The sequence below is a fragment of the Sphingomonas sp. MJ1 (PH-R8) genome, assembly GCF_048058635.1.
Lineage (GTDB): Bacteria > Pseudomonadota > Alphaproteobacteria > Sphingomonadales > Sphingomonadaceae > Sphingomonas.
The window spans coordinates 98,549-113,391 of record NZ_JBBEFX010000004.1; the positions used below are offsets into that span (position 1 = coordinate 98,549).

13 protein-coding genes are annotated in these 14,843 nt (G+C 68.3%); 7 read left to right on the forward strand and 6 right to left on the reverse strand.

Features of this window, described 5'->3' with window-relative positions:
* Nucleotides 1-3: 3 nt before the first annotated feature.
* Together VPH46_RS05005 and VPH46_RS05010 are read right to left on the reverse strand one after the other, a co-directional pair.
* Nucleotides 4-948 carry a NosD domain-containing protein gene (locus VPH46_RS05005; RefSeq protein ID WP_416609428.1) on the reverse strand — a complete coding sequence of 315 codons (945 nt, stop codon included), beginning with the start codon at nt 946-948 and terminating at the stop codon, nt 4-6.
* Between the two features lie 87 nt (nt 949-1,035).
* Nucleotides 1,036-1,635 carry a type 1 glutamine amidotransferase domain-containing protein gene (locus tag VPH46_RS05010; protein WP_416609430.1) on the reverse strand — a complete coding sequence of 200 codons (600 nt, stop codon included), beginning with the start codon at nt 1,633-1,635 and terminating at the stop codon, nt 1,036-1,038.
* Nucleotides 1,636-1,746: 111 nt separating this feature from the next.
* On the opposite strand from VPH46_RS05010, the gene VPH46_RS05015 reads away from it, so the two are divergent.
* The 4 genes from VPH46_RS05015 (at nt 1,747) to VPH46_RS05030 (ending at nt 5,835) form a co-directional block, all read left to right on the forward strand.
* Nucleotides 1,747-2,775, forward strand: coding sequence for a DNA topoisomerase IB (locus VPH46_RS05015; protein WP_416609432.1), 1,029 nt, complete (start codon nt 1,747-1,749; stop codon nt 2,773-2,775).
* 146 nt (nt 2,776-2,921) lie between these two features.
* On the forward strand, nt 2,922-4,901 hold the full coding sequence (locus VPH46_RS05020) for an alpha/beta hydrolase family protein (RefSeq protein WP_416609434.1): 1,980 nt from the start codon (nt 2,922-2,924) through the stop codon (nt 4,899-4,901).
* Nucleotides 4,902-4,970: 69 nt separating this feature from the next.
* The gene (locus tag VPH46_RS05025) at nt 4,971-5,447 is read left to right on the forward strand and encodes a pyridoxamine 5'-phosphate oxidase family protein (RefSeq protein WP_416609436.1); all 477 of its coding nucleotides are present in this window, start codon (nt 4,971-4,973) and stop codon (nt 5,445-5,447) included.
* Between the two features lies 1 nt (nt 5,448).
* Nucleotides 5,449-5,835 (forward strand): YkvA family protein, encoded by a 387-nt coding sequence (locus VPH46_RS05030; RefSeq protein ID WP_239435985.1) that lies wholly within the window; start codon nt 5,449-5,451, stop codon nt 5,833-5,835.
* A gap of 15 nt (nt 5,836-5,850) precedes the next feature.
* Here the strand turns inward: VPH46_RS05030 and VPH46_RS05035 are convergent, their stop codons facing one another.
* Nucleotides 5,851-7,083 carry a polyhydroxyalkanoate depolymerase gene (locus VPH46_RS05035; protein WP_416609439.1) on the reverse strand — a complete coding sequence of 411 codons (1,233 nt, stop codon included), beginning with the start codon at nt 7,081-7,083 and terminating at the stop codon, nt 5,851-5,853.
* 210 nt (nt 7,084-7,293) lie between these two features.
* Between VPH46_RS05035 and VPH46_RS05040 the strand changes: the two genes are divergently transcribed.
* Nucleotides 7,294-9,036, forward strand: a complete 1,743-nt coding sequence (locus tag VPH46_RS05040) for an ABC transporter transmembrane domain-containing protein (protein ID WP_416609644.1) — start codon at nt 7,294-7,296, stop codon at nt 9,034-9,036.
* 87 nt (nt 9,037-9,123) lie between these two features.
* On the forward strand, nt 9,124-9,381 hold the full coding sequence (locus VPH46_RS05045; protein WP_416609441.1) for a hypothetical protein: 258 nt from the start codon (nt 9,124-9,126) through the stop codon (nt 9,379-9,381).
* Nucleotides 9,382-9,456: 75 nt separating this feature from the next.
* Here VPH46_RS05045 and VPH46_RS05050 read toward each other — a convergent pair whose 3' ends face one another.
* From VPH46_RS05050 to proS, 3 genes are all read right to left on the reverse strand, one after another.
* Nucleotides 9,457-9,978: a hypothetical protein gene (locus VPH46_RS05050; protein WP_416609443.1), complete on the reverse strand. Its 522-nt coding sequence runs from the start codon at nt 9,976-9,978 to the stop codon at nt 9,457-9,459.
* Between the two features lie 56 nt (nt 9,979-10,034).
* Nucleotides 10,035-12,293, reverse strand: coding sequence for a ribonuclease R (gene rnr / locus VPH46_RS05055; protein WP_416609445.1), 2,259 nt, complete (start codon nt 12,291-12,293; stop codon nt 10,035-10,037).
* A gap of 347 nt (nt 12,294-12,640) precedes the next feature.
* A complete protein-coding gene (gene proS / locus VPH46_RS05060; protein ID WP_416609447.1) occupies nt 12,641-14,173 on the reverse strand; it encodes a proline--tRNA ligase in 1,533 nt (510 codons plus the stop codon).
* Between the two features lie 413 nt (nt 14,174-14,586).
* Here proS and VPH46_RS05065 point away from each other — a divergent pair, with 413 nt between their 5' ends.
* Nucleotides 14,587-14,730 carry a hypothetical protein gene (locus tag VPH46_RS05065; protein WP_416609449.1) on the forward strand — a complete coding sequence of 48 codons (144 nt, stop codon included), beginning with the start codon at nt 14,587-14,589 and terminating at the stop codon, nt 14,728-14,730.
* Nucleotides 14,731-14,843 lie beyond the last annotated feature (113 nt).

Consider the following 14,843-nt stretch of genomic DNA (forward strand, 5'->3'; position numbering starts at 1 on the left):
TCGCTAGCGATCGGCGTAGGGCGCGATCCGCTCGGCAAGCTGGTTGTTGCGCAGCGTCACGCGATCACCGGACCAATTGCCCACGAAGGTGGTCTTCCAGCGGAAGGCGGGCGTGAGCCAGGAGCGGTTGTTCTCGACCACCAGCCCCGTCGAAGGGTTCTCCGCCCCCTCGGGCGCGACGGTGATCATGGTCGAGTAATTGTCCTTGTTCGGGCCCACCTCGAAGCTATTGCCCGCAATGCGCCCGGTCGCGCCGTTGGACAGGTCGATCATGTAATTCGTCCCCTCCCCCGCGCTGTCATCGAAGCTGTTGTCGACGATCGTCACGCGCGGGGCCCGGCTCTTGAGATAATGCCCGCCTGTGCCGCGTTCGAAGCGGGACCGCGTGACCGTCAGCGCGCCGTAACCGCCCACGTAGATGCCGTGGGCGCCATTGCCGGTCGGGTCCTTGCCAAGGCCGGCAAAGGTCGAGCGATCCACGGTGATCGTGGCCGTCGGATCGCTCGCGGACAGGATGCCGGACTGGTTGTCGATGAACCGGGTGTTCGCCACGGCGAGATCGCCCTTCTCGATACGGATGCCCGCGCCGTTGCCATCGGCCACCTGGAGATGGGTGAAGACCAGCCCGTCGACCCGCGCGCCGGCGCCGCGTAGCACCAGCGCCGCCTTGTCCTCGCACGTGACCCGCTCGAACACGCTCCTGCCGAGTTCGGCGGCGACATAGGCGATCCGCCCCTGTTCCTGCACCGCGCACTGGCGGTAGGTGCCGGGCGCGATCCGGATGGTGCCCGTGCCGGCGCCGATCGCACCCACCGCATCCTGGAGGCGCGCGTAGCTGCGGCCGGTCTCCGCAACCGTGAACGGACCGCCGGACTGGGCTGCGAGCGGGCCGCTGGCGGCTCCGACCAACAGGGGCAGGACAGCGGTGATGACGGCGGACAAGCGCATGGGCGATCCTCGAGCTGGAGCGGCCCCGCGCCGCCAGCACCGTCATAGCAGAAACGGGCGGCCGGGCGAGCCGGCCGCCCGCAACGCTCAATCGTCGCCGGAGCCTGCCTCCGCGTCCACCTCGTCGTCGTCCTCGTCTTCGGCGAGGTCGTTCTCCAGCGCCTCGATCAGGGCGCGGTTGAACGCTGGGATGTCGTCCGGCTTGCGGCTGGTGATGAGGTTATCGTCGACGACCACCTGTTCATCCACCACGTCGGCGCCGGCGTTTTCCAGGTCGGTGCGGACGGAGGGCCAGCTGGTGACGCGGCGGCCGTCGACCACGTCGGCCTCTACCAGCAGCCAGGGCGCGTGGCAGATCGCCGCCACGATCTTGCCCTCGTCCATGAACTCGCCGACGATCTCGACCGCACGCTCCTGCAGCCGCATCTTGTCCGGGTTGGCGACGCCGCCCGGCAGGAGCAGCGCGTCGTAATCGTCGACGTCCACGTCCTCCAGCTTGAGGTCGGGCGTGATCGTCTTTCCCTTCTCGGTGTCGTGCACCACTCCCTGGATGGCGTCGGTCTTGATCGAGGCCAGGGTGACGGTCGCACCCGCGTCGAGCAGTGCCTGCCGCGGCTCGAACAGCTCGGATTCCTCGAATCCGTCGGCCGCCAGGATCAGCACGCGCGCATCGCCAAGGTCTGCCATTGGAATTCTCCTATCCTGTTGGGGAACGCCAAGGTCGAACAAGCCGCACTCCCCGCGGTTCCGGAACGAAGCGACGAGCGGCGCATTGGGAGCGACAATCGAGAGGATCCAATGACAGGCGGGGAAATCCAGTTCATCGACCATGCGCAGCCGGGTATCACCCGCCGCAAGATGCGTCACGGTTGGGGGTATTTCGGGACGGACGGGACCCGCATCACCGATCGCGACGAGATCGACCGGCTGAACGCGATCGGCCTGCCCCCCGCCTATCGCGACGCGTGGTTCTCGCCCGACCCGTTCGGCCATATCCAGGCGATCGGCTGGGACGAACGGGGCCGCAAGCAATATCGCTACCACACCGCCTTTCGCGAAGCGCGCGAGGCGGAGAAGTACGACCGCTGCGCCCAGTTCGGCCATTTGCTGCCCAAGCTTCGCGCCAAGGTCGAAGCGGACCTTCGCCACCGCACGTTGGACAAGGATCGCGCGGTCGCGGCGGTCGTCCGGCTGCTCGACCTGGGCCGCGTACGCGTCGGCAACGAGGGTTATGCGAAGGAGAACAAGAGCTTCGGGGCGACCACGCTGCGCAAGCGGCACGCGACGCTGAAGGGCGATCGGCTGAAGCTGCAATACCGCGCCAAGTCGGGCAAGATGCGGACGCTGACCGTCACCGACGGCTCGCTTATCCGCTTCGTGAAGCGGTGCCAGGACCTGCCGGGACAGCACCTGTTCCGCTGGGTCGACTCCGCGGGGGAGACGCATCCCGTCACCTCCACCGACGTCAACTGCTACATCCGCGAGGCGATGGGCGCCGACTACACCGCCAAACACTTCCGCACCTGGGGCGCGAGCGTCCTGGCGTTCGAGGCACTGGCGACGGCAACGCACGACATCAGCCTCAAGACGATGCTCGAACCGGTGGTGGAGGCGCTCGGCAACACGCCGGCGATCGCCCGCAAATCCTATGTCCACCCGCGTCTGATCGATTTGGTGAAACACGGCCAGGCCGAGTTTCGGGAAACGCTGCGACTGCCGCGGGCGAAACGCTATCTGAGCCGCTTCGAACGCGGCCTGATCGCTTTCCTCGAGGCGGAAGTCGAAGAGGAGATCCTGGCGGAGGCGACGGAGCGCAAGGCCGCCTGACCCTTCCCCGCCGCACGGCACATCGTGCGGCCTTCGTCATTCTTCATCCCTCCGGTGGCGACGTGCGCGCGCGGGGGTTGCCTTGTGCCGAGTGCTTGGCCAGCATGGCGGGTCCGGCGCGGGGGCCCCGGCTGAGGGGGGGAATGATGATCAAGGGACGTTGGGCAGCCGGTCGAGCCGCGACCGGTGTGGGCCTGCTGGCACTCGCGAGCGCGGCGCTAGCGGCGGGAGGACAGCCGCTGCCGCCGGCCGGCTCGGCCGGACCGGCAGAGACTAAGGTCGCCGCGAAGCGCGGGCCGAGGCCGATCGAGGATTTCGCCGCCCTGCCGATGCTGCAATCGCCCGAGCTCTCCCCGAACGGGAAGACCTATGCAGCGCGCGTGGCGCTCAACGGCACGCTGTACCTCGCCATCATCCCCGTCGACGGCGGGCCGCCGCGATACGCGGGCCTGGGCGAGGCAGACCTGAACTGGTGGCGCTGGGTCAATGACGACTGGCTGGTGATCGGCATCGGTCGAACCAGTCCGGTCGGAGACGAGGATTGGTACGTCACCCGCGCGGTCGCGGTGGGCGCCGATGGCCAGAAGGTGCAGGTCCTGGCAAAGGACAGCGCGGCACAGAACGGCGATGACATCCTCTGGGCTGCCAACGACGGTACGGCTCGGGTGCTGCTGGGCTATCAGACGTCGATCTACAGCAACGATCCCGGCTTTTGGCCGCGGGTCGACCTGTTCGACCTGGCCACGGGCAAGCGCACCCGTGTGATGGAGGGCCAGCCGGGCGTGATGGCCTGGTACGCTGACGGCAAGGGCGCGGTGCGCATGGGCATCGGCCGATCGGACGACGGGCGCCGCCGGCGGCTGCTGTACCGTGCGGGTGACCGGGGCCGCTTCCGGACGGTGGACCGCGACGACGACGGCTCCCTAACGGTCCCGGCGCTGTTCCTGGGCGACACCGGCGGGGCGGTGACGATCGCCGACGACGAAAAGGGGTTCAGCGCGCTCTACGAGCTGGACCTGGAAACGATGACCCGCGGCAAGCAATTGATGGCGACCGAGGGCTTCGACCTGGGTGGTGTGATCTCCGACAGCGGCGAATCGAGAGTGCTGGGCGTCGGCATCCGCACAGACCGGCCGCAGCAGCACTGGATGGATCCGGAGATCGCCAAGCTGGCCAAGCAGCTGGGAGAACGAATCCGCGGCGCGCAGGTCCGGCTGGTCTCGTTCAGCCGCGACCAGTCGCGCGTGATCCTGCTGGCAAGCGGGTCCGACTCCCCGGGCGCCTATTTCCTCTACGACAAGGCGACGGACACACTCACCGACCTTGGCTTCACCAACCCCAAGATCGGGATGAAGCGGCTGCATCCGGTTCGCACGATCCGCTACAAGGCGCGCGACGGCCTCGAGATCGCGGCGGTGCTCACGACGCCCAAGGGCGCGGACCGCGACCTGCCGCTGATCGTCCTGCCCCATGGCGGCCCCTTCGCACGCGACACCGAGGAATGGGACTGGTGGACGCAGTTCCTCGCCGATCGCGGCTATGCGGTGATCCAGCCCAACTACCGCGGCTCGTCCGGCTACGGCACGCCCTTCACCGAAAAGGGCGAGGGCCAATGGGGCCTGGCGATGCAGGACGACCTGAACGATGCGGTGTCCGCGCTCGCCAAGCAGGGTATCGCCGATCCGAAGCGGGTGTGCATGGTGGGCGCCTCCTATGGCGGCTACGCGGCCTTTCGCGCCGCCGAGCGCGATCCGACGCTTTATCGCTGTGCCGTTTCCTTTGCCGGCGTCTCCGACCTCAATGCGATGCGCCGCTACAACAGCCGCTTCCTCTATTCGGGCGCTCGGCGCGACTGGCTGAAGCGGCAGGCGCCAGACTTGGCGGCGGTATCGCCGATCAACAATCCGGCGGGCTTCGGCACGCCGCTGCTGGTGGTACACGGCGTCAAGGACCGGGTGGTACCAGTGCGGCAGTCGCGGACCCTGGTCCAGCGGCTGAAGCGGGCGGGCAAGCCCGTCGACTATATCGAGCAGCCGCTCGCCGACCATCATTTCTCCCGCGAGCAGGACCGGCTGGAGTTCCTGAAGGCGCTGGAGAGCTTCCTGGCCAAGCATAACCCTGCGTGATGCGGAACGGCGTGGAAACCGCCGCGCCCCTGGTCGTTGTCCTCCCTGAGCCATTCAAGGAGGACAATGATGCCGGACAAGAGCCCGAAGGAAATCCGCGAGCAGATGTGGAAGGCGATGGCCGCCAGCCCTTATGTGATGCTGGGCACCACCACCGACCGCGAGCACTTCGAGCCGATGTACGCGGTGCTGGACGAGGACGCCGACAGCGAGTTCTGGTTCTACACCAAGAAGGACAATCGCGCAGCCGCAGGCGGCCCCGCGACCGTCCAGTTCGTGTCCAAGAACCACGACCTCTATGCGTCGCTGCGCGGCACGCTGAGCACCGAGAGCGACCCGGCGGTGATCGACCGTTATTGGAACAAGCAGGTCGAGGCCTGGTACGAAGGCGGGCGCCAGGATCCGAACCTGCTGATGCTGCGCTTCGACCTGGCCGATGCCGAGATCTGGGAAACCGATCACAGCATCACGGGCAAGCTCAAGATGCTGACGGGCAACACCATCTATGACGAGGAAGCCGGAAGCCACACCCGGGTTACGCTCTAGCTTGCGCGCCCGGCGTTTCGTCGGGCCCTCGCTCGCCCACCGCGTGCGGGTGGAAGCGCACGCCGTGTGGCTGGCGGTGCGCGACCCCCGCACGCCCCTGCCCGCACGGCTGCTGGGGCTGGTGATCGCGGCCTATGCGCTGTCGCCGATCGACCTGGTGCCGGACTTCGTGCCGGTGCTGGGGCTGATCGACGACGCGCTGCTGATCCCTGCAGGTCTCTGGCTGATCGCGCGGATGGTGCCGGCGTCGCTGCTGGTCGAACACCGCGCCGCGGCAGAGGCGGCCTCTCGCCGCCCGGTCTCATGGGCCGGGCTGGCGATGGTGGTGATGCTGTGGGCGGTGCTCGCCTGGACGGCGTGGCACTGGGCCAGAACTGCCTGGGACTGAAAGCTCGCGGCGGCTTCAGCCGCCGTGCTGCGCGATCCAGCCCTCCAGCACCGGCGCGATGCGGTTGCGCCACTTCGAGCCGTGGAAAATGCCGTAGTGGCCGACACCCTCGGCAAGGTGATACTGCTTCATCTCCTCGGGAAGCGCCTTGGCGAGCGTGAGCGCCGCCCGCGTCTGCCCGACGCCGGAGATGTCGTCGCGCTCCCCTTCGATCGCCAGCAGCGCGGTGTCGGTGATCGACGCCGGATCTACCGGCCGGCCGCGATGCGTCATCGTGCCGTTCGGCAGCGCGTGGGTCTGGAACACCAGCTCGATCGTCTGGAGGTAGAACTCCGCGGTCATGTCGCAGACCGAGCGATACTCGTCGTAGAAGTCCTTGGTCGCGGACGCGCTGTCGCCGTCGCCCTCGACCAGATGCTTGAACATCTCCCAGTGGGAAATCATGTGGTTGCCGAGGTTCATGCTCATGAAGCCGGCGAGCTGGAGAAAGCCCGGGTACACCCGGCGGCCGGCGCCCGGATAGGTCATCGGCACGGTCGCGATGACATTCTGTTCGAACCAGGCGTGCGGGCGCTCCGTGGCGAGCGTGTTGACCGCCGTCGGCGCCTCGCGCGTGTCGATCGGGCCGCCCATCATGCTGAGCGTATAGGGGCGGTTCGGGTGGCGATCGCGGCCCATCGCCGCGGTCGCGGCATAGGCGGGAACCGACGGCTGGCACACCGCCAGCACATGCGCGCGGGGATCGCCTTCGGCTCCAATCGCAGCCAGAAAGTCGGTCAGGTAGTCGATGTAATCGTCGAGGTCGAAGCGGCCGTCCGACAGCGGCACCAGCTTCGCATCGCGCCAGTCGGTGATGTAGACGTCGGCCGAGACCAGCATCCGCCGCACCGTGTCGCGCAGCAGCGTCGCGTAATGGCCCGACATGGGCGCGACGATCAGCAGCTTGGGCCCGCCGGTCACGCCCTCGCGCACGAAATGCTTGAGCTGGCCGAAGGCCTTGCGCAGCACGATCTCTTCACGGACCGCGACTTCGCGGCCGTCGACCACCGTCTGGGTGATGCCGAAGGCCGGCTTGCCGCGCGGGGCAGCCGCATGCGCGAAGACTTCCAAAGCAGACGCAAGCACCGGGCCGCCGCCGAAATAGGAAAACGGGTTCGCCGGGTTCTGGAGCAGGCCCGCGCCGAAGTTCGCCATGGCGCTGGCACCGGCCAGCATCGATCGTTGGAATTCGTAAGCGTCGTACAACATCAAGAAACCGTCCTTCGCCAGCGCGCCCGCGCAGGACGGCACTTTGTTCCACGATATAAGCCACTTCGAAGCGGCTGCAATCATCGGGCACTCGTCTACCAGAACGCACGCCGTCGCGCAGAGGTTTCGCCCGGCGGCGGTTCGCGCTAGTCGGGCGGCATGGCACTCCGTTCCTCGCAGCGCGCCGCATCGGCCGAACCGACCACGCGCATGTTGCCCGCCCTCAAGCTCGTGTGGAGCTTCACCATCCGCTACAAGCTGCAGCTTGCCGCGGCGCTGGTGTCGCTGCTGATCGCGGCAATGGCGACGCTGTGGATCCCGCGCACCTTCCAGAAGGTGGTCGACAACGGTTTTGCCGCCGGGGCCGATCCGTCGCAGATCGGCGGCTATTTCGAAGGGCTGCTGTTCGTCGTCGTTGCGCTGGCATTCGCGACTGCCGGCCGCTTCTACTTCGTGTCGTGGCTGGGCGAGCGGACCGTCGCCGATATGCGCGCGGCCGTGCATCGCAACCTGCTGCGCATGCCGCCGCGCTGGTTCGAGGAGAACCGCCCGTCCGAGATCGCGTCGCGCCTGACCGCCGACACCGCCATCGTCGAGCAGATCGTCGGCACCACCGTCTCGACGGCGCTGCGCAACCTGCTGATCGGTATCGGCGGCGTGATCTACCTGTTCGCGCTGGCACCCAAGTTGGCCGCCTACCTCATCATCGGCATCCCGCTGGTGGTGACGCCGATCATCTGGATGGGCTCGCGGGTGCGCAAGCTGTCGCGCTCCAGCCAGGACCGCATCGCCGATATCGGCGCCATCGCGTCGGAGACGCTGGGCGCGATGAAGATCGTGCAGGCGTTCGGGCAGGAGAAGCGCGAGGCGGAGCGCTTCCAGTCGGCGGTGGAGGCGGGCTTCGGCGTGGCGCGCCGCCGCTTCGGCACCCGAGCGATCATGACCGCGATGGTGATCGGGCTGTTGTTTGGTGCGATCACGCTGATCCTGTGGGATGCCGTCAGCGACGTCGCCTCGGGCCGCACGACCGGCGGCGCGCTGACCGCCTTCGTCATCACCGCGGCGCTGGTGACCGGTTCGTTCGGCGCGCTGACGGAGGTCTACGGCGACCTGCTGCGCGCTTCGGGCGCCGCCGGCCGTCTCGCCGAGCTGCTCGCCCAGGAGCCCGAGATCCGTGCCCCGGCCAATCCCGTGGCGCTGCCGCAGCCGCCGCAGGGCGCGCTGGCGTTCGCGAACGTCGCGTTCCGCTACCCCACCCGCCCGGACGTGGCGGCGCTCACTGACTTCTCGCTCGAGGTCGCGCCCGGGGAGACGGTGGCGGTGGTCGGCCCGTCCGGTGCCGGCAAGTCGACGCTGTTCCAGCTGCTCCAGCGCTTCTACGATCCGGCGAGCGGCACGGTGTCGGTGGACGGGGTGAACGTGCGCGATGCCGATCCGGCAGAGGTGCGCGCGCGCATCGCCATGGTGCCGCAGGAGACGGTGATCTTCGGTGCCTCGGCGCGCGACAATCTGCGCTACGGCCGCTGGGACGCGAGCGACGAGGCGATCTGGGCAGCGGCGGATGCCGCCAATGCGAGCGAGTTCCTCCGCGCGCTGCCGGAAGGGCTCGACACCTTCCTGGGCGAAGGCGGAGCACGCCTATCGGGCGGCCAGCGCCAGCGGATCGCGATCGCCCGCGCGCTGCTGCGCGACAGCCCGATCCTGCTGCTGGACGAAGCCACCTCCGCGCTGGACGCAGAGAGCGAACGTCTGGTGCAGGACGCGCTGGAGCGACTGATGGCCGGTCGCACCACGCTGGTGATCGCCCACCGCCTCGCCACCGTGCGGGCGGCCGGCCGCATCATCGTGATGGACGAGGGACGCATCGTCGAGAGCGGGACCCATGGCGAGCTGATCGCCCGCGGCGGCCTCTACGCGCGCCTCGCGGCGTTGCAGTTCAACCAGGCCGTCTGAAGGACCCACTAGTACCGTAGAAGCGAATAGCGCTTCCTCTACCGGGTCACCGCGTTACCTTTCGCTCGGGACTTTCAGGAGGGTATGATGCGGACGATGATTCTTGCGGTTCTGCTTGGCGCGCTGAGCGCAGGCACGGCGCTCGCGCAGGGGACCGACAAAGGCGCGGCGGTAGACCAGGGGGGAGCGGAGGCTTCCGAGAAGAAGGTCTGCCGGCGAATGCAGGTCACCGGCAGCATCCTGGCGGGGAAACGCGTCTGCCACACCAGGGCCGAATGGACGGAGATCGACAGGGCTAACCAGGACGCGCTGGAGCAGGCTCGTCGGTCGCGCGGCACCCGCTAACGGCACAGGAGACCCGGCCCCTGCCGTCTCGGCGGCAGGGGCGCCAGGGCTGTCCAAGGCCGTACGGCTAGCGACCTATTGCGGGGGCTTGGCGGGCGCGCAGCGGACGCGGCGTAGCGCGTAGCTCGCAAACGGCTGCTCGCCGCTCTTCGCGTCGCGCGCGATGATGGTCCATCCGAGTTGCTCGCCGGCCGGGCGCCAGCGGTTGACGAATTCCGCGTCGGGATAGGGGTAGCTGATGTCGAAGCCGGCGGGCTGGACTGAGCCCGTGCCGGTCGCCGTCATGCTGCCGCCGAAGCTGTCGGACCAGAAACCGATCACCTCGCCAGCCCCTTTGCCGCCGCCGAACACCAGATGCGCGGCATAGCGGTCCGAAGGATCGGCGATCGCGACGCTGCTCGCATCGAGAGCCAGGATCGCGCCGAGCGCCACCGGCCGAGCCTCGACGGCGATGGTCACCGGCTTGCCCATCACCTCGCCCCTGCCCTGCCAGCAGCCCTCCAGCTGTCGCACGGCGTCGGGCGCGCGCGCAGGCTCCTCGGCGGCGGCCGTCGACGCCATCAGTACGGCCACCGCTACCAGCATCCGCTTCATCATTATTCCCCATGTCCCCGCCACCGGGTGTGGCGGGAAGCGGGGTCGCGGGCAAGAGGCTAGCGCTTGCGTCCCTGGTGGCGGATGTTGCCCGGGCGTCCGCGGCGCTTCAGCACCCTCGGCGGTCGGCGGCCCGGCTCTCGATCGCCGCGACCGCCGCCGTCAGGCGCTCCGCCCGCCGATCCCTTGCCGTCGACCAGCTCGAAGCGCAGCGCGCCGGACACCGGGTTCGCCTCCACCAGGCGGAGCGGCAGGCGCTGGCCGAGGGTGAATTCCTCACCGCTGTGGTCGCCGACCAGCCGCTGGCCCTTCTCGTCGTAGCGGAAATACTCGCGGCCGAGGTCGCGGGCGGGGACCAGCCCGTCGCCGCCGATGCCGTCCACCGTCGCGAAGAAGCCGAAGCTCTGCACGCCGGTGATGCGCGCCTCCATGACGCTGCCGACATGCTCGGACAGATAGGCCGCGACGTAGCGATCCACCGTCTCGCGCTCTGCCTCCATCGCGCGGCGTTCGAGCGCGCTGATAACTTCGCCGGTGCGCTCCATCGTCGCCATGTCCTCGGCGACGCCGCCCGGCCCCAGCTTGTACGCCGCGACCAGACCACGATGCACCACCAGGTCGGCATAACGGCGGATCGGCGAGGTGAAGTGGGCATAGCTGCCAAGCGACAGGCCGAAGTGGCCGTGGTTCGCCGGCCCGTAATAAGCCTGGGTCTGCGAGCGCAGCACCTGCTCCATCACCTGCGGGCGGAACGCCGCCTCCCCCACCTTGTCGAGGATGCGGTTGAAGGTGGCAGGTTTCACCACCTGCCCCAGCGCGAAGGGGATGTCGAAGGTCTCGAGATAGTCCTTGAGCGCGACCAGCTTCTCGCGGCTCGGCGGCTCGTGGATGCGGTACATGACCGGCGCCTTCTTCGCCTCCAGCGCCTTGGCGGCGGCGACGTTGGCCGCGATCATGTAGTCCTCGATCAGCTTGTGCGCGTCGAGCCGCTCGCGCGGCGCGACCGAGAGGATGCGTCCCTTCTCGTCGAGCACGATCCGCCGCTCGGGCAGGTCGAGGTCGAGCGGTTCGCGGGCTTCGCGCGCCTTGTAGAGCGCGCGCCAGCAGTCCCAGAGCGGGCGAAGCGCGGTGTCGACCAGCTCCGGCGCCACCTTGTCACCGGTGCCGTCGATCGCCGCCTGCGCGTCCTCGTAGGCGATATTTGCCGCGACGCGGATCACCGCCCGGGTGAAGCGCCAGCCCTTGAGCTTGCCGTCCTTTGCGACCTGCAGGTGGCAGGCGAGCGCGGCGCGATCCACGCCCTCCTTCAACGAACAGACGTCGGCCGACAGCGTCTCCGGCAGCATCGGCACGACGCGATCAGGGAAATAGACGCTGTTACCGCGCTTGCGCGCCTCGCGGTCGAGCGCGCCGCCCGGGCGCACGTAGAAACTCACGTCGGCAATCGCGACGATCGCCTTCCAGCCGTCCGGGTTCGACGGATCGTCATCGGGCGCGGCCCAGACGGCGTCGTCATGGTCGCGCGCGTCGGCGGGGTCGATGGCGACGATCGGCAGGTCGCGCAGGTCCTCACGGTCGTCGCCCAGCGGCGCCTGGGCGATGCGCTCCGCCTCCTCGATCACCTCGGCGCCGAACACGTCGGGAATCGAGTGCTTGTGGATCGCGATCAACGAAAAGCTGCGTGCCTCGAACGGATCGCCCAGCCGCTGGGTCACGCGCGCGGTGATCCGCGGTGGACGCCCCGCCTTCTCAGCGAGAACCAGGTCGCCCGGACTTGCGCCCCCGGCATCCGAGACCATGAAGTCGCGGCGCTCTTTCTTTTCCACGCCCTGGAGCCACAGCTTGCCGCCCTCTTCGTGAAGGACACCCAGCATCAGTTCCTCGCCGCGCGCGAGCGTCTTCATCGGATGCGCGATCCAGCCGGAGCCCGCCTCCTCGGTGCGTGCGAGCACGCGGTCGCCGACGCCGAGCGCCGAGCGCTTGCCCTTCTCCCGGATGCGCAGCCGCGGCGGGGGCGTCTCCGCTTCCCAGCGCTCGGGCACGGCCCAGACGCTGCCGCCGTCGTCGACATCGGCCACGCGCAGCACCGTGACCTTCGGAAGGCCCCCCATCTTGTGGAAGGCACGACCGGGGGCGCTGTCGATCAGCCCCTCGTCGGCCATGTCCTTCAAAAGCGCCTTGAGCGTGATCTTCTGCTGGGCCGAAAGGCCGAAGGCGCGCGCGATCTCGCGCTTGCCGGCCGGCGTGTCCGACGTGGTGATGAAGTCGAGGATCTGCTCGCGCGTCGGAAGGCCGGGGGCGATTTGTTTCTTTGCCATGTGGGGCAAAGATAGGCGTCCGGGGCCGCAAGGCCAATGGACTGCGTGACCGTCGCTGAACTTACCGCCCGTTAACTCCTGGGCACCTAGCCTGCTCGCGAAGCGGGGGCTTCAGAAGAGGTGCGTAGATGCCCACCAATCAAATGATCGTCGTGTTCATCGTTCTGGTCGTCGCGGCGGCCTTCCTGTTCCTGTGGCGCCGCCGCGACACCGGCCACACCTCGGACGACCACCGTTGAGGGCATGGAGCGGGAGGCTCCCGCTCCGTGTGGCCGCTACCCTGTCGTGCTCCCGCGCAGGCGGGAACACGGCTTTGGTGAGGGGAAGTCCCCCTCACCTTTGATCGCTCAATAGGCGCGGCCGATCAGGATCCGCTCGACCGACGGACGCCCCGTGAAGACGCAAGGGCCTTCGTCATGGCCGGTCTGCGCCGTGGGCGCGTTGCGGATGGTGAGCTTCAGCGCCTTCAGCCGCTCGACCACCTGATCGAGCTCGGCGCCGGTCGGGCGCACCCAGCGCACGTCCACCCAGCCGGGGTTCACGACGCCTTCCGCAAAATGCGCTTCGACGCCGGCCCAGCCGTCCACCGGCGTGATGCGGGCGCGCAGCTTCTCGATCGACTGGTCGTGCAGGGCGGTCTGGATCGCCTCCAGCGTTGCGCCGACGTCGCCGACGAAGCCGTCGCGCGGCAGGATCGCGCTGTCGAGCTTGCCGTCCTCGCGGTACAGCCGGTCGCGGCGCAGCACCGAGACGTTGCCGCCCGCCGCATCGCGCGGGCCGACCTCGACGATGATCGGCGCGCCCTTCTTGACCCAGCCCCAGCGCTTGTTCGCGGCCTTGGCGGGCTTCAGGTCGAGCAGCGCGCGCACGGGCTCGCCCAGCGCGCTCTGGCCGGCAAGAGCCGCCTGCAGGTCGCGGCAATAGGCGACGACCTCCTCGTCCTCGGGCTTGTCGCGCAGCATCGGCACGATCACCACCTGCCACGGCGCGATCTTGGGCGGCACGCGCAGCCCGTCGTCGTCGCCGTGCACCATGATGACGCCGCCGATCATGCGGGTCGACACGCCCCAGCTGGTGGTGTTCGCCAGCTCCAACTCGCCGCTCGCGTTCTGGAAGCGGATGTTCTGCGCCTTGGCGAAGTTGGTGCCCAGGAAGTGCGAGGTGCCGGCCTGCAGCGCCTTGCCGTCCTGCATCATCGCCTCGATGCTGTAGGTGGCGACCGCGCCCGGGAAGCGCTCGTTCTCCGGCTTCTCGCCCGCGATCACATGGACGGCCAGGCAATCCTCGGAAAAGCGGCGGTAGAGCTCCAGGATCTTGAGCGTCTCCTCGCGCGCCTCGTCGGCGGTTGCGTGGGCGGTATGGCCCTCCTGCCACAGGAACTCGCTGGTGCGCAGGAACATGCGGGTGCGCATTTCCCAGCGCACGACGTTCGCCCATTGGTTGATGAGCACCGGCAGGTCGCGCCACGACTGCACCCAGCGCGAAAAGGCGGTGCCGATCACCGTCTCCGAGGTCGGGCGAACCACCAGCGGCTCTTCCAGCTTCGCCTCCGGGTCCGGCACCAGCCCGCCCTTGCCGTCCGCCACCAGCCGGTGGTGAGTAACGACCGCCATCTCCTTGGCGAAGCCCTCGACGTGCTCGGCTTCCTTCTCGAAGTAGCTCAGCGGGATGAACAGCGGGAAGTAGCAGTTCTCGTGCCCCGTCGCCTTGATCTGGTCGTCGAGCAGCCGCTGGATGCGTTCCCAAATACCGTAACCCCAGGGCCGGATGACCATGCAGCCGCGGACGCCGGATTCCTCGGCGAGGTCGGCCTCGGTGATGACGGACTGGTACCAGGCCGCAAAGTCGGCCTCACGGGTGACGGGGAGCGCGTGTTTCATGGAAAGCGCCGATAGCGCCGTCCGAGCGCCGCGTCATCTACCCACGCGCAATCCGCGGCACCGGATGTGGTTCTTTCGCGCGTCCCGGGTCTTCGACCCACAACTCCGATTTACTTGGCCGGATGCAACGACGGGAAAGAAGAGGAAACCAAACCTCCTGTATGCTGACCCGGCTTGGGGCAGTCCATCAATGCTCTACTGGCAGTTTTTCTTGTTGGTACATGTTGCCAACTGATCCGATTACGATAGTGTTAACTATAGACAAAGAATCGGGGGATCGGATGTCGAAAAGCGGGGGAGTGCTGAAAGCAGCCATATTGATCGCGGTGGCGCTCGGAAGCGTCGCAAGCGCAGCGGCCGCCCAGAGGTCTGAGGATTCGCTTCCACGGATGCGTGCGGCTGCGCAACGATCGGTGGCACCCCGGCGCACAGTCGCGCGGATGGCCGAAGCCAACCGCCTGATCGGGCTACCGCTCTTCCTCGGTCTGGGCATCGGCACGGCAGTCGCGGTGACCGTCGCCATGGCGGCTTCGGGCCAACCCGACAGCGAAGGCTGATCGCCGGCATCGCGCCGCGAACCGGCGCGATCCGCACATCGCATGGCGCGCCGGCAACCGCCGGCGCCCGCTCCCTTCCTGTCGCGGTCGCTCCGGCCGGAGCGGAACCGTGC